This window comes from Bacteroides zhangwenhongii (assembly GCF_009193325.2).
In the GTDB taxonomy this organism is placed as follows: Bacteria; Bacteroidota; Bacteroidia; order Bacteroidales; family Bacteroidaceae; genus Bacteroides; species Bacteroides zhangwenhongii.
Genome location: NZ_CP059856.1, coordinates 2,520,532 through 2,543,597 on the forward strand (window position 1 = coordinate 2,520,532; position 23,066 = coordinate 2,543,597).

Annotated in this window: 17 protein-coding genes and 1 pseudogene; 12 read left to right on the top strand and 6 right to left on the bottom strand. The window is 40.4% G+C overall.

Features of this window, described 5'->3' with window-relative positions; genetic code table 11:
• Positions 1 to 38: 38 nt before the first annotated feature.
• Positions 39 to 2,675 (bottom strand): valine--tRNA ligase, encoded by a 2,637-nt coding sequence (locus tag GD630_RS10310; RefSeq protein WP_143868919.1) that lies wholly within the window; start codon positions 2,673 to 2,675, stop codon positions 39 to 41.
• A 127-nt stretch (positions 2,676 to 2,802) separates the two neighbouring features.
• Between GD630_RS10310 and GD630_RS10315 the strand changes: the two genes are divergently transcribed.
• From GD630_RS10315 to mazG, 7 genes are all read left to right on the top strand, one after another.
• Positions 2,803 to 3,855: a DUF3810 domain-containing protein gene (locus tag GD630_RS10315; protein ID WP_143868917.1), complete on the top strand. Its 1,053-nt coding sequence runs from the start codon at positions 2,803 to 2,805 to the stop codon at positions 3,853 to 3,855.
• Positions 3,856 to 3,958: 103 nt separating this feature from the next.
• A complete protein-coding gene (locus GD630_RS10320) occupies positions 3,959 to 4,306 on the top strand; it encodes a WYL domain-containing protein (RefSeq protein WP_238482982.1) in 348 nt (115 codons plus the stop codon).
• Between the two features lie 393 nt (positions 4,307 to 4,699).
• Complete coding sequence (locus GD630_RS10325) at positions 4,700 to 5,257, top strand: PD-(D/E)XK nuclease family protein (protein ID WP_143868915.1); 558 nt, start codon at positions 4,700 to 4,702, stop codon at positions 5,255 to 5,257.
• Between the two features lie 2 nt (positions 5,258 to 5,259).
• Positions 5,260 to 6,417 (top strand): hypothetical protein, encoded by a 1,158-nt coding sequence (locus GD630_RS10330; protein ID WP_143868913.1) that lies wholly within the window; start codon positions 5,260 to 5,262, stop codon positions 6,415 to 6,417.
• 5 nt (positions 6,418 to 6,422) lie between these two features.
• Positions 6,423 to 7,655, top strand: coding sequence for a DUF805 domain-containing protein (locus GD630_RS10335; RefSeq protein ID WP_143868911.1), 1,233 nt, complete (start codon positions 6,423 to 6,425; stop codon positions 7,653 to 7,655).
• 175 nt (positions 7,656 to 7,830) lie between these two features.
• The gene (locus GD630_RS10340) at positions 7,831 to 9,000 is read left to right on the top strand and encodes an ATP-binding protein (protein WP_143868909.1); all 1,170 of its coding nucleotides are present in this window, start codon (positions 7,831 to 7,833) and stop codon (positions 8,998 to 9,000) included.
• A gap of 36 nt (positions 9,001 to 9,036) precedes the next feature.
• Positions 9,037 to 9,825: a nucleoside triphosphate pyrophosphohydrolase gene (gene mazG / locus GD630_RS10345; protein WP_143868907.1), complete on the top strand. Its 789-nt coding sequence runs from the start codon at positions 9,037 to 9,039 to the stop codon at positions 9,823 to 9,825.
• 115 nt (positions 9,826 to 9,940) lie between these two features.
• Here the strand turns inward: mazG and GD630_RS10350 are convergent, their stop codons facing one another.
• From GD630_RS10350 to GD630_RS10370, 5 genes are read right to left on the bottom strand one after another with little or no spacing between them, the layout of a single operon-like run.
• Entirely contained in the window at positions 9,941 to 10,408 is a 468-nt protein-coding gene (locus GD630_RS10350) for a hypothetical protein (RefSeq protein ID WP_143868905.1), read from the bottom strand.
• Between the two features lie 27 nt (positions 10,409 to 10,435).
• Positions 10,436 to 10,813, bottom strand: coding sequence for a hypothetical protein (locus GD630_RS10355; RefSeq protein WP_143868903.1), 378 nt, complete (start codon positions 10,811 to 10,813; stop codon positions 10,436 to 10,438).
• 47 nt (positions 10,814 to 10,860) lie between these two features.
• A complete protein-coding gene (locus tag GD630_RS10360) occupies positions 10,861 to 11,412 on the bottom strand; it encodes an RNA polymerase sigma factor (protein WP_022275055.1) in 552 nt (183 codons plus the stop codon).
• Between the two features lie 24 nt (positions 11,413 to 11,436).
• Positions 11,437 to 12,978 carry a L,D-transpeptidase family protein gene (locus tag GD630_RS10365; RefSeq protein WP_143868901.1) on the bottom strand — a complete coding sequence of 514 codons (1,542 nt, stop codon included), beginning with the start codon at positions 12,976 to 12,978 and terminating at the stop codon, positions 11,437 to 11,439.
• Positions 12,968 to 13,906 (bottom strand): ribonuclease Z, encoded by a 939-nt coding sequence (locus GD630_RS10370; protein ID WP_143868899.1) that lies wholly within the window; start codon positions 13,904 to 13,906, stop codon positions 12,968 to 12,970. The genes GD630_RS10365 and GD630_RS10370 overlap by 11 nt, the downstream gene beginning before the upstream one ends.
• A 342-nt stretch (positions 13,907 to 14,248) precedes the next feature.
• Here GD630_RS10370 and GD630_RS10375 point away from each other — a divergent pair.
• The 5 genes and pseudogenes from GD630_RS10375 (at position 14,249) to GD630_RS10395 (ending at position 23,051) form a co-directional block, all read left to right on the top strand.
• Positions 14,249 to 15,378, top strand: a pseudogene (locus tag GD630_RS10375) (ISAs1 family transposase).
• A gap of 234 nt (positions 15,379 to 15,612) precedes the next feature.
• Positions 15,613 to 17,337, top strand: coding sequence for a DUF6377 domain-containing protein (locus GD630_RS10380; protein WP_143865363.1), 1,725 nt, complete (start codon positions 15,613 to 15,615; stop codon positions 17,335 to 17,337).
• A 292-nt stretch (positions 17,338 to 17,629) separates the two neighbouring features.
• Positions 17,630 to 20,764 (top strand): glycoside hydrolase family 2 TIM barrel-domain containing protein, encoded by a 3,135-nt coding sequence (locus GD630_RS10385; protein WP_143865365.1) that lies wholly within the window; start codon positions 17,630 to 17,632, stop codon positions 20,762 to 20,764.
• Between the two features lie 28 nt (positions 20,765 to 20,792).
• Positions 20,793 to 22,091: a hypothetical protein gene (locus GD630_RS10390; protein WP_143865367.1), complete on the top strand. Its 1,299-nt coding sequence runs from the start codon at positions 20,793 to 20,795 to the stop codon at positions 22,089 to 22,091.
• Positions 22,092 to 22,103: 12 nt separating this feature from the next.
• A complete protein-coding gene (locus tag GD630_RS10395) occupies positions 22,104 to 23,051 on the top strand; it encodes a glycoside hydrolase family 16 protein (protein WP_143865369.1) in 948 nt (315 codons plus the stop codon).
• Positions 23,052 to 23,066: the final 15 nt, after the last annotated feature.

Below are 23,066 nucleotides of genomic sequence, written 5' to 3' on the forward strand. Positions count from 1 at the left end.
AATTGAGATGCCTTACATATACCAAAAGTATCAGAAAGTTATACCTTCTTCAAAGCCTCAATACTTTCTTTCAAAGATTTGATAATACTTTCCGCATCTGCCTGCTTCTTACGTTCCAATTCAAGAACAGCTGCCGGAGCATTATTAACGAATTTCTCGTTGCTAAGTTTTTTCAGCACTCCTTGCAAGAACCCTTCTTTGTGTTTGAGTTCCGCTTCCATACGAGCGATCTCCGCTTCCACATCAATCATATTCCCCAATGGCACGGCGAATTCAGTTGTTCCGATCATGAAGGAAGCTGCACCCTCCGACTTGCTCTCCACTACTGTAAGAGAAGAAAGATTACACATCTTAATGATAATCGGATTCATCTTCTCTACCGGATGACTGCCTACAACCTGCAATTCAAGTTGTTCTTTCATGGCAATATTCTTCTGCAAACGGATACTGCGAACATTACTGATAATTTCCTTAGCAACCTCAAACTCTTGCAGGAATTTCTCATTCACTTCATTCGGCTCGAACATTTGGGTTACCATCAAGCTGGCACCCGGTTTACGTTCACGCAGTTGCTGCCACAGTTCTTCTGTGATAAACGGCATGAAAGGATGAAGCATTTCAAGCAGACGTTCGAAAGAGCTAAGAACCATATCATAAATAAAACCATTTACAGGTTGCCCGTAAGCCGGTTTCACTATTTCCAGCAACCAAGAAGAAAATTCATCCCAGAACAGCTTATAAACCAACATCAACGCTTCACTCAAACGATATTTAGAGAAAAGATCGGCTACTTCAACTGCCGCCGCATCCAGTCTTTGATCAAACCATTGAACAGCCAAATGTGCATCAGCGGGAATGGGAACGGAACCCATACCGTTTGTCCATCCTTTAATCAGACGGAAAGCATTCCAAATCTTGTTGCAGAAGTTACGTCCCTGTTCGCAAAGCACATCATCGAAAAGGATATCATTGCCAGCGGGAGCAGACAACATCATTCCCATACGTACACCGTCAGCACCATATTTGTCAATCAGTTCGAGCGGATCGGGAGAGTTACCGAGTGACTTGGACATCTTACGCCCTAGCTTATCACGAACGATACCCGTGAAGTAAACGTTCTTAAACGGCATTTTTCCTTCATATTCATAACCTGCCATAATCATGCGGGCTACCCAGAAGAAAATAATATCCGGACCTGTCACCAGGTCACTTGTCGGATAATAGTACTTGATTTCTTCGTTACCCGGATTGTTGATACCATCAAACAAAGAAATAGGCCACAACCATGAAGAGAACCAAGTATCCAGACAGTCTTCGTCCTGGCGAAGATCGTCTATCGTCAAAGCGGCATTGCCTGTCTTTTCTTTTGCCTTCGCCAATGCCTCTTCCGGAGTAGCGGCCACTACATAACCACCCTCCGGCAGGAAATAAGCGGGAATACGATGTCCCCACCACAACTGACGACTGATACACCAGTCTTTGATGTTTTCCATCCAATGGCGATAAGTATTCTTATATTTTGCAGGATAGAATTTCAATTCATCATTCATCACAGGAGGCAAGGCCATATCTGCAAAATGCTGCATCTTGAGGAACCATTGCATAGATAGTTTCGGTTCGATCACTACGTTGGTACGTTCCGAGTAACCTACCTTATTTGTATAGGCTTCTGTTTTCTCCAGCAGACCGGCAGCTTCGAGATCTTTCTCAATCTGTTTGCGGACATCAAAACGATCCATACCGATATACATACCGGCGGCTTCACTCAACGTACCGTTATCATTGAAGATATCAATGCTGGGAAGATTGTATTTTTCACCCAGCATATAGTCGTTTACATCATGAGCGGGAGTTACTTTCAAACAACCTGTACCGAACTCGATATCCACATACTCATCTTCAATCACAGGAATAGTACGGTTCACTAACGGAACAATTACTTTCTTCCCTTTCAGCCATGCATTTTTCGGGTCGTTAGGATTGATACACATTGCCGTATCACCCATGATCGTTTCCGGACGGGTAGTTGCCACTACCGCATAACGGCCTTCCGGATCACCTTCTACTTTATAACGGAGATAATACAGTTTCCCATGTTCTTCTTTGTAGATGACTTCTTCGTCCGAAAGAGCGGTCAGCGCTTTCGGGTCCCAGTTCACCATACGGATCCCGCGATAGATCAAGCCTTTATCGAACAAATCTACGAATACCTTGATAACACTTTCACTACGTTTTTCGTCCATAGTAAAGGCAGTACGATCCCAGTCGCAGGATGCGCCGAGCTTGCGAAGCTGTTTCAGGATAATACCTCCATGTTCGTCCGTCCAGTCCCAAGCGTGCTTCAGGAACTCGTCACGAGTCAAGTCGGTTTTCTTGATACCTTGCGCGGCTAGTTTGTTCACCACCTTCGCCTCTGTCGCAATAGAAGCATGATCGGTGCCCGGAACCCAGCACGCATTCTTGCCTTCCATACGGGCACGACGAACCAAAATATCCTGAATGGTATTATTAAGCATATGTCCCATGTGCAGCACACCAGTGACATTAGGAGGAGGAATGACGATGGTGTAAGGTTCACGGCCATCGGGTTTAGAACTGAATAAATGATTGTCCAGCCAATACTGGTACCACTTTCCCTCCACATCAGCGGGATTGTACTTACTTGCTAATTCCATATTGCTTTATGTATATAATAAATTTATTTATTGCGAAAGTTTGCGAAATACGGGTGCAAAATTAATAAATAAGTAGAATATAGGCGCAAGAATCAGTACTTTTGTTCTTTGAAAATAGCCGAGACGTATGAAAAAAAGAAAGCGGACGATTCGATATATCATTTTAGGCAGTTTGCTGTTGTTGGTATGGCTCACTCAGATGTTGCCGTTTATGGGAGAAATATATGCACGCACGATTTACCCTGTCATATCTTACTGCCTGTCATTTTTCTCCCGATGGATTCCGTTCGCGCTAGGAGATTTATTTATCTTTCTCAGTATCATAGGGGTTATAGCCTATCCTTTCTACGCTCGTCTTCATAAAAAGTTACGTTGGAAGAAGCTCCTTCTGAATGACGGTGAATATCTTCTGTGGATTTATGTCTGGTTTTACCTCGCTTGGGGGCTTAACTATTCTCAGAAGAATTTCTATCAACGGACGGAAATTCCTTATACAGAATACAATAAAGAGAATTTCCAAACGTTTGTCAATGAATATATCGACTTATTGAACCATTCATATACCCCCGTAACCAGTATCAATGAGAAGCTGGTACGTGAAGAAAGCATACGGTTATATCATCAACTGAGTGACAGTCTGGGCGTACACCGTCCTCCACATAATTATCTCAAAGCGAAAACAATGCTGTTCACTCCGTTTATCTCAATGGTAGGGGTAACGGGTAGCATGGGACCTTTCTTTTGTGAGTTTACGCTGAATGGAGATTTACTTCCTGTCAATTATCCTGCCACTTATGCGCATGAACTTGCCCATTTATTGGGTATCACCAGCGAAGCGGAAGCTAATTTTTATGCCTATCAGATATGTACCCGTTCCCAAGCGATGGGTATTCGTTTTTCCGGTTATTTCTCTGTGCTCGGTCATGTATTGGGAAATGCATACAGGTTATTGCCGGAAGAAGAATACACTCAACTGCTTGAACGTATCCGACCTGAAATAATTGAATTGGCAAAAGAGAATCAAGCGTATTGGGCGGCCAAATATAGTCCGGTAGTCGGTGCTGTTCAGGATTGGATATACGACCTCTATCTGAAAGGTAACAAGATAGAAAGTGGTAGGAAAAATTATTCGGAGGTGGTAGGACTACTGATTTCGTATAGGGAGTGGAAAAAGAAATAATTTTAGATTGTGCCTTGTTTTGGCACATAGTATCCCGATATTTGCAACACTAATATAAAACGGATAGACTATATTGATCTACTCCCTCGACCGGATACTTGAAATGGAACAAACAGACTTATCGTTCGAGTATCCTCAAACTTTTAACCCTGAAGTCTACTTCGATAACAGTTTCGGGGTTATTGTTGATGAAGAATATGACGTAGAAAAAATCAGAATAAAAATCTACGGGAATCAATGTAAATACTTTCGTTCTCTTCCCCTACATCACTCTCAAAAAGAGAGCGAAACGCATAACGATTATTCCATTTTTGATTATATATTGCGCCCTACTTATGATTTCTGTCAGGCTATCCTATCGCACGGAGATTTTGTAGAAGTCCTGGAGCCTCAATGGTTCAGAACTCAAATCGGGACAATGATTCAAAGAATGCATCAACTATATCAATGAATATCATCATAGGTGCATTGAAATGAGTATTCATTAGTAAATATTAAAGCAGTCCGGTCATCTTTTCTGATAAGATTCTTTCAATTCTAAAAAATGTTTCTTAGTTTTGCGATATACAACCATTAAAAACAAGTAGTAAGAAACAGAGAACAAAGATTTTCAGACATATTGATTGAACGTTAAGACGTATTATCCCGTTCGCTTAAATCTCGCAAATTTAAAATGAATCTCAGGATAGTAGGTTAAAGTAGCGTTCACACCCGAATAGGGCGTGGACTGCTTTTACCTTATTTGAGATCCAGGCAATGCGAGAGCCTAAGCGAATAAATAAGGATAAAAGTTAGTTTACGCTCTTTTTTTATACCTGTACATTAATTTAAAACTATATAAAACATGGAAAAAGTATCATTACTAATGAAAGATTCCTCCGAAGGAGATTCTCAAAAAGAAACCATGATAGACTTTATTCTTTCATGGACATTACGTAGATCTATGCAACAATACAGTAAAGAGAAACCTATCCTTTACCAATATTGCAGAAAGATTCTTGGCAAACTGATTAACATCGCAATGACAGACGACGTGCAAGTGATCTCCGTTGAAACTTGGAAACAATGGAAATATATTGATCTTTGGGCCAATATACATATAACGTACAATGGGAAAGAAGAACTTCATACCGTTTTGATTGAAAACAAAGCATATACATCGACTCACCATAATCAGTTAGCACGATACAAGGCTATTTTCGACCAAGTATGTGAAGAGTATATGCCTGATGCCAAAAGACATTATATACTAATCACCGCCTTGGATGAAATGCCGTCTATGCTGACAAGCGAATGTAAAGAGAACGGATATACTCCATTCTGCCTGGGAGATTTAAATGATTATGAACAGCAAGATTCGGAAAGCGATTTGTTTAACGAGTTTTGGTTAAGATACTGGTAAATATGGGAAAGTCTTTATTAATATGCATATTTCTCTGTATGGGAGTATGCAAGACGAATGCACAAATAATGGATTTATCAAAATTGATTAAGTCTAAGAAAGATAAAACAGAAGCATTCTCTCGGCAATTACAAAACACAAAAGATTCACTTTTGAAAGTAATAGATAATAAGTTATACAAAAGTACATCTTTAGATGATATTGGAATGGCTATTGATAATCCTTACACATATAATTTCCCTATATTCTATTCAGGAGAATCAATGGAAAGCCTAAAAAGGAAATCTAAAGAATTAGAGAAAATAAAAAAAAGAATAGAGCAGGATATCATCAAGAAAGAACTCGAACTGCAAAGAACTGATTCCATTCAAAAAGTTAATGAAATCATAAAAATAGAACAAGAAAGAATAGCCGATTCTTTGTATTTAATCCGAGCTGCTCAAACATGGGAATGGTTGTACGACAAAAAAGGCAAATGGGAAAAAGTAGACCGCACATACCCTAAAGAAGAACACTATCAAGTAAATTCACTGTTTCCCCAATATCAAGTAATAAATAAAAATGCCTATTTGAATGGAAAATTAGTTGGTGTATGCCACCCAACTAAAAACGATAAGGACCAAAGCGAGCAAGACCATCTTTTTCGCATAGACATGATGACTTTTTTATGCCAGCAAGACTTTCTAAACAACAAATATGATATACAAAAAGAATCATCCAAAACCCAAGAATACATAAAAGTAAAATTAGGTCTTAAAAAACAGCCAACACCTGCCGACAGTCCTGTATATAAAGAGATGATAGCTAACGCCCAAAAACTCCGTATAGCACAAGAAAGGCTACGTAAAGGAGAAATCGATTTGAACACGTACAATAGAATTAAAATAAAATTGGGAGCCAAATCTACAGAATCCGTATATCAAGCAATGGCGGATAGTGAAAGCCCGGAAATAAATGCTGGGGAACGGTACTTGGAGCAACTGCGTGATGACAACTACCCCTTAATCAGAAGTTACACTATCAATAGAATAGATGGAACCAATTTCACCTATCAATTCAGCAATGAAAAGAAAGAAGAGACACTTAGTGTCAAGGTTTCATTCTTTGTTAATGAGAATAAAGAAGTTCGGTATAAAATTTCTTCACTTCAAAAAAAATAAGCCTTATGGAAAAAGATATAAAAAAATGCCCTTATTGCGGGGAAGCGATCTTGGCTGTAGCTAAGAAGTGTAAATACTGTGGTGAATGGCTAGAAGAAAAGCAAAAAGAGAAGGATAAATCATTGCAAACAAAGGATAACAAGGAGGTGAAAAGAACTTCATTCTTATCTCACTATTTTACCAACGTTATTCTGAAACAGTATGCTGATTTTAGTGGTACAGCAACAAGAAAACAGTATTGGCTATATATACTTTTTTATTCGGCCATACTCAGCGTTACTTCATGTGCCGACCTGTTATTAGGAATAGATTTTAAACTATACGATGAGAGTCTTGGCTACGGCTGGCTGTTCACTTTTGCGTCATTGGCTCTTTTTGTTCCTTCATTAGCAATAAGTGTACGCCGCTTGCATGATATCGGAAAAAGTGGATGGTGGTATCTAATCGTTCTTGTTCCCATAGTAGGCATATTTTGGCTACTCGTTTTGCTATGCAAGAAAGGGAATGCGGTCAATCGGCATATTCCTTTAACCTTTACAGATAAAATAGTACTCAGCGTATCTGCAATCATTGTAGCAATTCTGGTTATACTGGTCTGTTTACAACCTGCTGAAAAATTTCAGGCATCCCAACCTCAAAACAGCAATTGGTATCTTGATGAAGACACTGCCGGAGTAGACACGTTAGACAACGTAAACTATTCCGAGAACAGACAGAATATAAATAACGGAAACGATGAAAATTTCAAAAAACAGATTATACACGACTATGCTTGCTATTATGCTATCTATACTTTCTGTTACAACATGAAACAAGCCATAACCAATGGATACAGAGGTATTGGTCTCGAAGTAGTTGGTGGCGATGAAGTAGTAAATGACGATTTGCTTTTGATATCCAATGAAGATTATCAATGGTTGTTGCAACAATTCGAATTTTCAAACTTTTCCCGTCTATTAAGAGCTTACGCAAATGGCAACAGAAAATACAGAGGTGACTTATTTGAAAGCGATCTTGGAAACATAGCAATCGATTGCCTAAACAAACATGAAGTTGTTCTGAATAGCCAATGGTTTGAAATATTCGATGGTTATCTGCCCTATAATGAATTACAGCTTAATGAATTCCATAAGTTGGGAAGTAAGAAGTTTCAAGTAACATTTGTAGACTTCAATATCAGCCCTAATTTTGTGTTCAATTTCGATTATAACGATGGACTTACTATCACCGTAAACTAAATTAATTTTATTACAATGAAATATAACAACTCACCTAAAGATTAATTCAAAGTCATAGAAAAGTTGTTTTCATTGCGTCAATCCATCAATTGCACAACAAAAGTGCAGAAATTAATAGTTTTCTGCACTTTTGTTGTGCAATTAATGTATCTTTGTGCATAAATATATGCCAACCATGGACAGATTATACGAAAGCTTCAATAAACTCCTTAAAGCTACAAGTACCGATTTTATCCGATACAAGTATGCAGAAATAAATTGGGGCAGCCATATGCTCGGACTTGTCGGACCACGCGGAATAGGTAAAACCACCATGTTCCTACAACATATCAAGCAGAACATGAATCCGAAAAATACATTATATGTTTCAGCAGACAATATGTATTTTGCCGATAATTCCCTGATTGACCTAACGGACAAATTCAGCAAACAAGGCGGCAAACATTTATTCATTGATGAAATACACAAATATCCTAATTGGTCTCGTGAATTAAAGCAGATATTCGATTCTTATCCGGATATGCAAGTTCTTTTTACAGGTTCCTCTATTCTGGATATTTATAAAGGAACGGCAGATTTGAGCAGACGTGCACCAATCTATGAAATGCAAGGACTGTCTTTCAGAGAATATTTAAGTATGTTCCATCAAATTCATGTACCAGCCTACTCATTAGAAGAAATACTGGAGCATAAAGTTGAAATTCCGGGAATAGCACATCCACTTCCGCTATTCGCTGAATATATACGACACGGCTATTACCCGTTTAGCAAAGATACCACTTTTGAAATTGAGTTAAACCAAGTAATCAACCAAACTATGGAGAATGACATTCCTCAATACGCTAATATGAATGTCTCGACAGGGCGAAAACTCAAACAATTGTTGATGATTATTGCCAAAAGCGTCCCATTTAAACCTGTCATGCAGAAACTCGCTGACATCATCGGAGTAAGTCGTAATTATTTAAGCGATTACTTACTTTATATTGAGAAAGCGGGAATGATAGCTCAGGTTAGGGATGATACAGGTGGAATCAGAGGGTTAGGAAAAGTAGAAAAAATATATCTTGATAATACTAATCTCATTTATGCGTTAGGAAGAGAGAATTCCAATATTGGCAATATGCGTGAAACATTCTTTTATAACCAGATGCGAGTGAAACAGGATGTTATATCTTCCAAGATTTCTGATTTTCAAATTGGAGAAAGAACATTCGAAATAGGAGGAAAAAACAAAGGACAGCAACAGATTGCTAAAGCACAAGAAGGATATATTGTGAAAGACGATATTGAAACCGGTTATGGGAATATTATTCCGCTTTGGAACTTCGGGATGAATTATTAGTCATATCTTTGCATCAACTTTTAAATAAAGAGATTTATGTCACATACCAGACAAGAACAGATGGAAGCCTTCGGACGCTTCCTGGACATTCTCGACGAACTGCGTGTTAAATGTCCCTGGGACCGTAAACAGACGAATGAAAGTCTGCGTCCCAACACCATAGAAGAGACTTACGAACTTTGCGATGCCCTGATGAGGGATGACAAGAAAGAAATCTGCAAAGAATTGGGAGACGTATTATTGCACGTCGCTTTCTATGCCAAGATAGGCTCGGAAACAGGAGATTTTGACATCAAAGATGTTTGCGACAAACTGTGCGATAAGCTGATTTTCCGCCATCCGCATGTGTTCGGAGAGGTGAAAGCAGAGACAGCCGGACAAGTTTCCGAGAACTGGGAACAATTGAAACTCAAAGAGAAAGATGGAAACAAGAGTGTATTAAGCGGTGTGCCCGCTGCCCTACCCTCGCTTATCAAGGCTTACCGTATTCAGGACAAGGCCCGCAATGTAGGTTTCGACTGGGAAGAACGGGAACAGGTTTGGGATAAAGTGAAAGAAGAAATAGGTGAGTTTCAGGAGGAAGTGGTCAACATGGATAAAGAGAAGGCAGAAGCTGAATTCGGCGACGTGATGTTCAGCCTCATCAATGCGGCACGCCTTTATAAAATCAATCCCGATAATGCACTGGAACTTACCAACCAGAAGTTTATCCGCCGCTTCAACTATCTGGAAGAGCACACCATCAAAGAAGGCAAGAATCTGAAAGACATGACCCTGGAAGAGATGGATGCCATTTGGAACGAAGCCAAGAAAAAAGGATTATAGTTTCGCATGAACCTGATACCGAAAAAAAAATGAAGGCTCTATTCCTACGAAAACAGAGCCTTCATTTCCCACAGACGAAACGTCTGTCCGCACTCCGACAGAGCGTCTGGTTTATTCACTTACTTTTTTTTGTATCTTTACTTTCTCCCTTACGGTGCATACCTTTGATCATTTCCCTATGGAAACGCATTTCCGCCCGTTGCACAAGAAAGATCTTCTTGCTGGAAAGGATTTTATTGAACTTGCCCAAATAGGTTCTATCTAGTTGGTCGGCAGCAATACGGTTCTCAGCAATCTTCTCATTGATTTCTTTGTATTGAGCTTCCGTAGTTTTATCATCCTTTCCTTTACGCATCAGGTTCCATGATTCGTCATTCAGTTTTTTCTTCTTATCCTGAAGTTCAAAATAAATAGGAAAGAACTTTGCAGCTTCTTCTTTAGTCAGTTTTGCTTGTTCAATAATATATGCCTTTTGTTTTGTTCTGAATTCCTCGCGAGATAAATGTTGTTCACATCCGTCGGCAGCCCAAAGAAGGGGCATAAAGCCACACAACAGAACAAGTAATGCAATTAATTTTTTCATTTTCCGTATTCAATCAGTTTTAATAAATCATTCTACACTCGCGTCACTCAGATAGACATACAACGAATAATCATCCAACATGGCACGATCCAATGCCATATCAATCATTTCATCGGATATGACTTCAGTTTCTATCTCAGTCGCCGCCACATCAATATCTGCAACAGACTTACGATCTGACGACGCCACCCGTATAATCAAGGCAGCCCCCACAAACATAGCTGCCATATAGAGCAATGGTTTCAGTCTTGTCCATGTACTGACAGGTTCTTCCTTGAAAACCACTTTCTCTTTTTCAGGAAGTTTATTCATCACCTCTGAAGTCAGGTTCTCAAAGTAACCACCAGGAACTTTGAAGGAATCTTCCTTACCAAGTTTCTTCAATAGGATATCTTCTTCTTTCATTCGTTTTTCTCCTCTCTTTGATTTAGACATAGTCCGAGTCCAAAGGTTTAATCAATGTCTTCTAAAAACTTCTCTATTTTCTTCACTGCATGATGATAAGATGCTTTCAAAGCACCGACTGAGGTACCGAAGATTTCAGACATTTCTTCATATTTCATTTCTTGATAGTATTTCAGATTGAACACCATGCGCTGTTTCTCCGGTAAAGTCATTAATGCCTTTTGCAAACACAACTGCGCCTCATCACCCGAAAAGTATGGGTCGCTTTCCAGTTTCTGCACAACCGCCGCTTCCGGATCATCAATGGCCAAGGTAGTGACGGCACGTTGCCTATTCAGGAAAGTGAGGCATTCATTCAACGCAATACGATAGAGCCAGGTAGACAACTTCGCCTCAGCACGGAAATAATCAATATTCGTCCATGCCTTGATAAAAGTATTTTGCAGGAGATCGTTCGCATCCTCATGCGACAGCACCAGCCGACGGATCTGCCAATACAATTGTTCGCTATACTGCGCCACAATCATTTCAAATCCTTGTCGCTGCGTACTCTCCTCCTGGAGGAGCTTCAGAACTTCGCGCTCGTTATAAGGGGTCATAATCTCTTGTATCTCTATGTTTATTTATGGTTTCAAATCCAGAGCGGTCATTGCCTTTAGTAAAGACGGATCATACTTATAAATGTCATCACAATACATCAAATTATTATCGGCAGACAGATAAACAGTCTGATAATCTATAAACAAAGGCACATATTTCTCCAAACTATAATGTTTCAATTCACGGTAGGCCGCACTGATAGGAAGCTTCTTTCCTTCCTCGCTTATCGGCTTGAGGTCCATTGCAATGCGGATGCGGTCTTCCAGTAATTCATCCGGTTCTTCTAATAAGAAGAAAGCAAAATCGAGTGCTTTCTGAAGACGTACACAACCATGGCTCACCGCCCGATTCTTTCGCGTGAAAGCCCAACGGGAAGGAGTATCGTGCAAATAAACGGAATAAGGATTTGGGAAACGGAAAATGATACGCCCCAACGAATTTCCCGTCTTATTATCCTGTTTCACAGTATAAGGTACTCCCTTGCCCGCATACCTCGCCCATTTGATACTATGAGGATCGACTTGTATACCATTCTTATCATACACCTTCATGCGGTTACGGGTAAAGTAAGTTGTATCCCTGCGATAAGTAGGAATAATCTCTTTCCGGATAATACTTTGAGGAACATTCCAATACGGATTCAGCTCCATATAGTAGATTCTGCTGGACAACAAAGGTGTTTTATTCTTCACGCTTCCCACACAAATGCGCATTTCCAGAATAGAGTCTGCTTCCTCGTTGACGGCTTGCAGCATGAATGCCGCCACATTTGCCACCACATATTTCTTCCCTTTATCCAGAGCATACTGCCAACGCTCCCGTTCCAGATTCAGCAATAAACGATCCCGGTAATAATCCGTAGTATCCGTCTTTCCCCAATCATTCACGCGCACCAATTCCTCCTGCATTTTCTTATAAAGACGGGAAGAGGGTTGCGCCCAATGAAAGGCGGCAGTGGGATTGGCACGCAAAGAATCAAGAGCCGACAATGCAAATTTCATATCACAACGCTTCAGAGGAATACGGTCTATCGAATCATTCCATCTGCGCTCCGGAGGTAGAAAACCAAACTTTAACCGGCACACATACGAAAGGTAGGCAGTCGTTAACTGATATTCCAAATCCGCCAACAGACTATTCATCGTTTTTCCATCCTGCAATTGCAATGTACGTATCTGCTGCAGCCCGCTACGGATACTATCCGCAGAATAAAGATTCGGATTAATCCCATGCCGCGAGATATTCTCCAGCCAATACAACATTGAGTCCGCCGCCTGCACGGTCGGCTTATCGGAGACTAATGAATCATTCAACCATAAGAAATCACCTTCCTTCTGATAATGAGAGACTAACGCGGAATCCCAGGCAGTAGCCTGTTTATTGTCTTTCAAATAGACACGAATAATCTGCCGAATACTATCCGCACTGATCCGATAGGCTGGATTAAACAGTTCCTGAAGATTAGACAGAGAATCCGGTATCGGAGACAAAGGTTTCTCCTTTTTACAAGCAGCCAAGCAAATTATACATACTATTACTCCCCAAAACAACCGACTACTTTTCATATACAGTTCCTCCGTCAACGTCAATACATAGATTTTCTTTCGCTAAAATTGTCTGCGGAAAAATGGCGGACGCTTCATTAAGTAAAACCGATTCATCTTCATATCGGGCAGAGAAATGTCCGATAACCAATTGTTTTACATTCGCATCCAAAGCAATTTGCGCAGCTTGTGCAGCCGTCGTATGATAAGTTTCTTTCGCTCGTGCCTGTTCCGTTTGTGCAAAAGTAGCTTCATGGAACAGCAAATCTACATTGCTGATTTGTTCCACAATGGACGGACGATAAATTGTATCAGAGCAATAAGCGTATTTGCGTGCCGGGGCCGAAGGACGGGTCAAACGCTGATTGGGAATAACTTCTCCTTCGGGAGTAACAAAATCCGCTCCGTTCTTAATACGGTTCAGTTCGTAAACCGGGACTTTATAAAAATCCACCATTTCCCTGATGATATGATTCGGACGTTGCTTCTCCTCAAATAGGAATCCGCAACAGGGAATTCGATGTTTAAGAGGAATCGTAGTTACAGTCACCGAACGGTCATCATAAATCTTTGTCGGTTCTTTCGTCTCAAATTCGTGAAAAAACACTTTATAGGTCAGTGTCTTACAAAAAAAAGCTAGCATCGGCGCGAATAATTCTTCCAGCCCCTTAGGAGAATGAATATGTAAATCGGCCGTCCTCCCCAATAATCCGAATGTAGAGATTAGCCCCAAGAGTCCAAAGCAATGATCACCGTGCAGATGAGAGATAAAGATGTGATTCAAACGGGAAAATTTAAGCCGGGAACGCCGTAATTGCATCTGAGCCCCTTCCCCACAATCAATCATAAATAATTTTTCACGCAAATTGACGACTTGTGAAGTCGCAAAATGTCGTGTAGTGGGCAAAGCGGAACCGCACCCTAATATATGTAACTCAAACTTTTCCATCTTCGGCAAAGATAGAAAAAAAACATGTTAATTTCGCAAGCAGTGAAACAAAAGTCTTATTACCTGCACGGCTTTTTCATTTAAGAAATATTGTTCATCGCTTGTTATTGCAGTAAAATTCCTTATATTCGTGCGCAGCGATGCGGAAGCACCGCCTTAGGTGTTTCTTCTTATCGTTCATTTTTATTTTTTTTAGGCGGAATTCAATAAGATATGGTGTTAATATTGTCTTCCGCCTTTGTTTTTGCGATAGCAAAAATACGATTTATTTTATTGATATACAAGTTTTTACGTACAATACCACTAAAGAAAAAACACCTTGACTGTCTTCGTGGCAGCATCATGACTCATTTGAGAAAATTTGTATCCTCAGTCCCTGAATACCGCAGAACAAGCAGGGGAAACTTCAAACACAAACTTGAAGACATACTCATGCTTGTCATATTGGGGAGGCTCAGCAAGTGTATTACCAGAGCTGAAATACTTCAATTTGGCAAACGCCACTTGAAACGCCTGCAGGCGAAAGGGCTATTTCCATATGGTTTGCCGTCAGAAGCTACGCTTTGCCGTGTGTTTCAAAGCATAGACGATGAAAAGATGGCTGACCGAATGTCTGCTTTTGCAGACGTTTTCCGCAAGGAAATATCCTCTTCGGCAACTGATATCATTTGTATTGATGGCAAGGCCATGCGAGGTACCTTGTACGAGAACGGACGTAACCCTGATATCGTATCTGCATACTCACTTGGTTCGGGCTTTACTCTGGCTACTGATGTTTGCAAGGAGAAAAGTAATGAAATCAAATCCGTGCCCCGGTTATTGGACAAACTAGACGTGTCAGGATGTGTGGTCACAGCAGATGCCATGTCATTCCAAAAGGTAATAATAGACAGATTAGAGATAAGGGAGCAGACTTCGTGATCGAACTCAAGGCGAATCAAAGATCTTTGCGTTATGGCCTTGAAGACTCTATAAAGACCGCCACCCCCACTGATGTCTACAAGGAAGGTCCATACTTGGAACACGGCAGGATTGAGTCAAGGATATGCCGTATATACCGTGGGGAAGAACTTATTGTCGACAAGGAAAAATGGAATGGCAATTTGACTGTTATAGAAATACTCACATCTACCGAGAAAAAGTCTGATGGCAAGACTACATCTGAACAGCGACTCTACATTTCAAGCCTGGATAGCAGTGCAGAGCGGCTTAGTCAGATAACCAAACAGCATTGGGCTATTGAAAGCATGCACTGGGATCTTGACCGAAACCTCCGGCAGGATAGTATAAAGCGTAAGGCTGAACGGGCGGCTAGAAACCTCGACACAATTCAAAGGATGGTCTTGGCACTGATTGCTGTTTGGAAGAACAGAAGGAAAAAAATATCAGATAAGCGAAAAGGTACAGCTGAGATAACAAGGGAATTATCGGTAAGCTTCACTAAGGTGTTACATTTTCTGGCTCAAAAATGAGAAAAATTTAGATTTGATATATTTGTAAATTATTGATTATCAACAACTGGATTAGCTCCCATGCCGCACTGGCATGGGTAGGGAGATTATATCCCTAAATCAAAGCTTAAATGAAAAAGCCGTGTATTACCTGCCATATAGTATCAAAAAAGAATATATATTTGCAGATCGACAACCTGTTTCAAGAACATGATATGAAAGCTGGTCACAGTATCAGAAAAAGAAGTATTTAATATGACGAATCCCTTTATATACAGAAAATTATCAGTATTGTTCCTACTGTTTATTGCTTTCGGGAATGTTTATTCCAAGAATAAAGAAATGGAACAATTGTTTTCCAGATTGGATTCCGTATTGACAAACAGTGAAAAGTACGTTTTAGAGAAAGAAGATAAAATAGAAGAACTGCGTAAGAAACAGTCTATGCCTCTAAAACCGGAAGAAAAACTATGGCTTAACAAAATGCTGTATGATGAATATTTTGTCTATAATGCGGACTCGGCTATGGTTTATGTAAACAATAATATAGAGATAGCCGGCGTATTAGGCCGAAAGGACAAAGAACAGGAGTGGCTACTGCATAAAGTTTTCCTTCTTACAGCCCAGGGGCTACTGAATGAGGCTGAGAAAGAATTATTGAATGTAGATATAGCTTCATTAAGTAAAGAAAATATGTATCAGTATTATGATACAAAAATCTATCTATACTCCCATTTGGTGCAATTCATCGGTAACCGCCTGGAACTGACAAATTCTTATTACAATCTTGAGAAGGAATTCAAGCACGAAGCCAAGAAATACATAACTTCTGATCATCCTTCATATTATAGTTTTTGCGCGTCACTACATAGAGAATATCCCCGTTCTGCAGAGGGAGACAGTATAAAATTAAAATTAAAAGATATAGTAGACAAGTCATCATTGTCCACGCGGGTGGATGCCATCAATTCTTATATGCTTGCTATCATGTTTTACAATGAAGGTGATGAAGATAATTACGTAAAATACCTTATTTATTCTGCCATAGCCGATATTAAAATCTGCAACCGCGATATAGCTTCATTGGAGGAACTTTCCAATATCCTCTATTTGCGTGAAGACATAGACAGAGGCTACACTTACATCAGTTATTGCTTTAAAGCCGCATTGCTGTATCCCAACAGGGTGCGCGTAATAAACATATCGACCGTTATGGATAAACTACAGCAGGCCTATCGTGAAAGGAACAAAATACAGGAAAGCAAATTGCGTAAATCACTCTACACCACAAGTATATTATCCATTGTATTACTCATCTCCATCCTACTCATTTATTTCCAATTCAGAAAACTGTCCCGTTCACGTAAAAAACTGAACGAAAGTAACCGACTGCTTAATTCACACGTCAGAGAACTTTCTGAGGCCCAACGAATGCTGGGTGAAGTGAACGGAGAACTTAGCGAAGTAAATGAAAAGCTAAAAGTGATCAATAACCAATTACTAGAGTCCAATTATGTGAAAGAAGAATACATCGGATATGTATTCTCAATATGCTCCAATTATATAACCAAACTTGAGGAATACAGGAAGAATATCAGCAGAAAACTTAAAGCCGGTCAAATAGACGATATCCAATCATTAACTTCCAACATTACGATGGTACAAAGTGAGTTGAAGGAGTTCTATCATAGTTTCGACGCCATTTTCCTACACGTATATCCCGATTTTGTAAAAGACTTCAATTCTCTCCTGCGTCCCGAAGAAAAGATAATGCTTAAAGAAGGCGAACTCCTGAACACGGAGTTGAGGATATATGCGCTTGTCAGACTCGGAATAAACGACAGTATAAAGATTGCAGAATTTCTTCATTGCTCTCCGCAGACGGTTTACAATAATCGTTTAAAAACCAGAAACAAGGCAATAATTCCTAAGGAAGAATTCACCGAGACGGTACGTTCATTGGGTAAAATGCAAAAATAGAGAGAGCAAACAAACCATTTTACTTCATAAACTATTTACCTTCACCAAACACTATATAATTAATAATCAACATATTAACTTTTTATTTATTTACTCTTACTATTTACTTGTATATACACCGTACCTTATACTATACTACCTTTGTCCTCCGAGAAATTAATCGAGTATATACTTTTTAAATTTAATCTATGAGGCAAGAGAAACTACTAAATCCAAAGCAAACTATGAAACATACGTTTGTAATCTCAGACGCTTTCTTTTCACAAAGTGCTAATTTGTTATTTTACTTATCATGAAAAATGTAATATTATTATCTTTGCTAATCCTTTTGTCCATTCCCCTTTCGGCACAACAGGAAAAAGTCTCCTTAGTCAACGACAGAACAGGTTCCAAGTTGCTTGTGAACGGTAAGTCTTTTATGGTGAATGGCATGAACTGGGATTACTTCCCAATCGGCACCAATTATTCATATTCCTTATGGACAAAGCCTGACGATATAATCAAGGCTGCTCTCGATACGGATATGTCTTTATTGAAAAACATGGGTGTAAACGCTATCAGACAACACATAGGCGTTCCACCCAGATGGGTAAAATATATCTATGAACAATATGGTATTCACACAATGATATATAGCTCCTTCGGACGCTATGGAGTAGCTTTGGACGGGGTATGGATGGCTAACACCGACTATTCCGACCCTAGAGTAAAAAAAGTACTTCTCGACGAGGCGAGAGAATTGGTAAAGGAATACAATAATACTCCTGGAATACTCCTCTATCTTCTTGGAAATGAAAACAATTATGGTTTATTCTGGCAAGGAGCAGAAACGGAAGATATTCCGGTAGAAGATCGTAAATCCACTATTCAAGCGGTTCACTTATATAAACTGTTCAACGAAGCGACTGTCGAGATGAAGAAAATGAATGCTTCAGCTCCTATAGCCATTTGCAACGGTGACCTTCTATTCCTTGATATTATAGCCAAAGAATGTAAGGATGTTGACATTCTGGGAATCAACTGCTATCGCGGTGACTCGTTCGGCGACTTGTTCAGCAGGGTAAAAGCGGAGTATGGAAAACCGGTATTGTTTACAGAGTTCGGATCCGATGCATTCAATGCCATAACTCAAAGTGAAGCACAAAAAGAGCAAGCAGACATTCTGTTGAAGAATTGGACTGAAATATATCTGAATGCGGCAGGACTAGGCAACAACAATAACTCACTCGGAGGTTTCACTTTCCAATTTGCCGACGGTTGGTGGAAATTCGGCCAAAATACTAACCTGAGCATACATGACACCAATGCATCATGGGCCAACGGCGGATATGTATTTGACTATGTGAACGGTGAAAACAATATGAACGAAGAATGGTTCGGTATATGCGCAAAAGGAACTCCTGACAGCAGGGGAATATACGAACTTTACCCGCGTGCCGCATACTATGTGCTGAAAGATGTCCACAAGATTAATCCTTATTCTCCCGGAAGTACCACCTCTTCGATAATAAGCAAACTTTCCGATATCAATGTAATGTCAGCCGTTTTATCCTCCAGAAGTGATAAAGCTGCCTTGCAAGGCGAAAAGACTCAGCTAATACGCCTGAGCGAACTGAGAGGTGACATAACTACCTACAATACAGGAGCAAAGAATACTACCACTCCAAGTTCCAGGCCGAAGAATCCGACAAGTTTCCCCAGCTTTAAAGGCTTTGACCATACTGAATCGTTCTACGTAGGCGTAGCTTCAAAACCGGCAGAGAATGTACAGGCGGAAGTCACTGTAAATGTTCTTGGAAATGTGGCAGAGAACCCGATAGACGAAATCTTTTATGAGAACAGAGGACGCTCCAGATATATAACGGACGAAAGCGGAGAAGTAGTAGATCTGGGTCCGTTGGAACGCTTAAGACTTTATAGTGCGAGTTTTGACTGGGATGGCAAACTTTTTAATCTGAAAACATTTTACCGCAAGGGACACTATCATTGGGGATACGAAGGAGACTTCTTTGGGTTGTATCCCGAAGCGAGCTACGGTGATAATATGGATATTTATGGTGGCGAAGCTCCTTTCGGAAGTGAAATTGAAGGTAAGAAATACTTCAAAGGGCTGAAAATTGCTTTCGGTCCCGAACTATGGTGGGGTGCAAACCCGGCTCTACTTGTCAAATACCAACGGAATATAGGTAAATATAACGTAGCAGGTATTTTCCATTATGATATAGACCAGCGTGAAGGAACGACTACTTCTTACGCCATACCCCGCCCCAAGAATACACGGGCCTCTCTTATGGTGGAAAGAAATTTCGGACGTTTCAATATTACAGCGGGCGGATTATGGTCAGGAACAACGCTTGTAGGACGGGAATTTCAAGCTACCACAGAATACAATAAAGAAGCTATCGTATATTCCGACGTAATAAAAACATCCGATACATTCGGAGGGAAGATGAAAGTGGTATATAGCGGAGGAAAGTTTAATGCCTATGCGCAGGGGGCGATAATGGGATTGGTAGCCAGTGGCGGAGCCGATTACACACAAACTTTAACAGGATGGAGGCTAAAAGATAGCGGTAGCGGAAATCAATCGAACGTCCTTGCCGGTTTTACTTATCAGATAGGCAACTTCCAGATTGCCCCTAATTTCCTGTGGCAGAAACCGCTTGTAGGTCCAATGCCTAATGGAATCGATGCTCCCGGAAGATTACGAAATATTATTGATGATCCTTTTGCTGTTAGGGATAACAGGGAGACAACAGCGGGAGAATTGTTGCTGACTTATGACCCGACACCCGCTACTTGGATGTACGACTGGGAGAATGACAATAACGAAGATGCACCGTTTGCCGCTTCACTTGGTTTCATTTACCGCCATCATCCCACTTCACAGGATGCAGCCATAGGTATACTTGCCAACGGGCGTTCTACCTTTGCTTTCGGAGGAGCTGCACCGGCTCATGATTTATGGGAAACAAACCTGAAAATAGCGTCTAGAATATCAAGAGATTTTGGTATCATATCAAGTGTCTACTGCGGTACCGCCCAAGCCAACGGAGATGATACCCGTTTAGTTAAGCGGGTAGGTGCAGACGCCAAAATGATTTATAAGAAACTGCGGCTGAACGCAATGGTGAAGTTTAATGACTGGGGACCGTACGACTATCACAGGGATTTTAACCTTACTTTCCCTTTCCAATGTATGTTAGACTTTTCGACCAGTCTCGCCAAGCCTAAATGGTTGGGCCCGGTATCCACTCGCGTAGGAATCAGAGGTACTTTCAGAACATTAGATCAATATTCTCCTCGTTACGTTGCCGGATATATACCGGACGGTTCCGGTGGTTTTGAACCAAGCACAGATATTGTAGGCGCAGGGCGTGGCAACGAATGGGAAATAAGAACCTACATTTCATTCAGCATTTTCTAATCTACGAACTAATTAATAAGATAGTTTTATGAATCACAAAATCAATATATCATGTAAGCTCTCTGTTGTCGCTGTTCTCTTTTCGTTGACAGGATGTACGAGAGATATAAATACGGATGTGCTGGCAACTTACCCAAACTTGTCTGATGTCTTTATCGATGAATTTGCATCCGACCTGCAATACCAGGCATGGGGAAAAGTAACTAATTTCGGGGTGGATACTGAAACCACCTACGACGGCACGTCATCTATGCGAATAGAAGTTCCCAATCCGAGTGATCCTATGGGAAGTTGGGCAGGAGGTACTTTCTATTCCGCTACAGGCAGAAACCTGTCCGGATATGACGCACTGACTTTTTATGCCAAGTCTTCCGTAGCTACCGCTATTGAAGTTGGAATAGGAAATTATGATACTACCGAATATCTGGTTCAAGTTAATGATGTCCAACTGAATACAAACTGGAGCAAGATTATCATCCCTATTCCTAATTCCGCAAAACTTTTATCGGAAAAGGGATTATTCTACTACTCCGCCGGTGCAGTAAATGACGAAGGCTACACCATCTGGTTCGATGAGGTCAAGTTTGAAAAACTCGGTACATTGGCTCATGCCAAAATAGAAGATATAGAGGTCCCCGGTTTTCCCGGAAAACTGACAATAGGAACTCTGACCGAGACTATCAATCTTCCGAACGGCATTAACCGTAAAATGCGGGTCTCTCCTAATTATTTTACATTCGAGTCATCTGACGCCAATGTAGCTTCGGTAACAAATGATGGTAACATAACCGTGCACAAAACAGGAGAAGCCGTTATCTCGTTAAAGGAAGCCGAAGGCGAAATAAAGGTACATTGCTACGATTTCGCTCCAACACCAACGAGAGACGAATCGGAAGTGTTATCTCTGTTCAGTGATTCTTATACTAATAAGATTTCCGCAAACTGGAATCCTAGATGGGAATGGTCAACAGCTGAATATACGGAAATAGATACCGGTGATAATCATATAGCACGGTATAGCGGTTTGAACTTTGTAGGTATTGTATTCAACAAAACTGCGGATTGTTCGTCAAAGACTCACCTCCACCTGGATGTATTATGCATGGACGAAGTAAGTGAAAGCACTATTATAACAGTCTCTATATACTATGGAACAACGGAAATAAAGCATCCGATAACATTGGAGAAATATCCTGATTTCAAATCAAAACAGTGGTTGTCACTCGATCTGGAACTTGAAAAAGAAAATAAACTAATACCACAATTGGCATTGGCATGTGATGACAACACCAGGAACATTCTTTTGGACAATATTTATTTCTATTAAAAATGATAACTTATGAAACCATATAAAACAATATTGCTTAGCTTGCTGATACTTCCTTTGCCACTGTTACTTGGAAGTTGCGAGAAAGAAGAAGAGATAGAAAACACCCGATGGGTATTGGTGTGGTCGGACGAATTTGACACACCGACTCCCGACAACAGACCCGATCCTTCAAAGTGGACGTATGAAAAAGGCGCTTCAGGATATGGTAATCAGGAACTTCAGAACTATACCGACAGAGTAGAAAACGCTTCATACACGACTCACAAAGGTTTAGGATGTCTGAAAATAACAGCTTTGAACGACAATTATGACGGAATAGCTTACTCTTCTGCCAGAATAAAGACCGAAGGACTGTTCGAACAACGATACGGACGTTTCGAAGCACGTCTGAAACTTCCGTACGGTCCGGGACTTTGGCCTGCATTTTGGATGTTAGGAGCAAACTATGCCACCGATGTATGGCCAAAATGCGGTGAAATAGATATTATGGAAAATAAAGGATACCAACCTAATATCGTATCAAGTGCTCTACATTTTCCGGGACATTCGGGTGGAAATCCCATAACACAGACTTTTGGCTATGAGGACCAACGTTTTGACACAGACTTCCACGTATTTGCCGTAGAATGGGATGAATCCAAAATAGACTTCTTTGCGGATAATGTACTTTACAAAAGAGTGAAAGCCGCTGATGTAACAGATGGCGAATGGATATTCGATCATCCATTTTTCATTATTCTGAATGTAGCGGTAGGCGGTACATTCGGTGGTAATCCCACAGCAGACACTGTATTCCCCCAAAGCATGTATGTAGATTACGTCAGGGTTTATCAGAAATCAACAGAAGTACAACCCGGAACTAATACCGGAGATATCTCTTCAAACGGTTCAATTCCCGGATGGGATTTTAACGGACCGGATTCTGATAAAGGACTTATAGAACCAGAATTAAAATGAATAACAATGTAACTG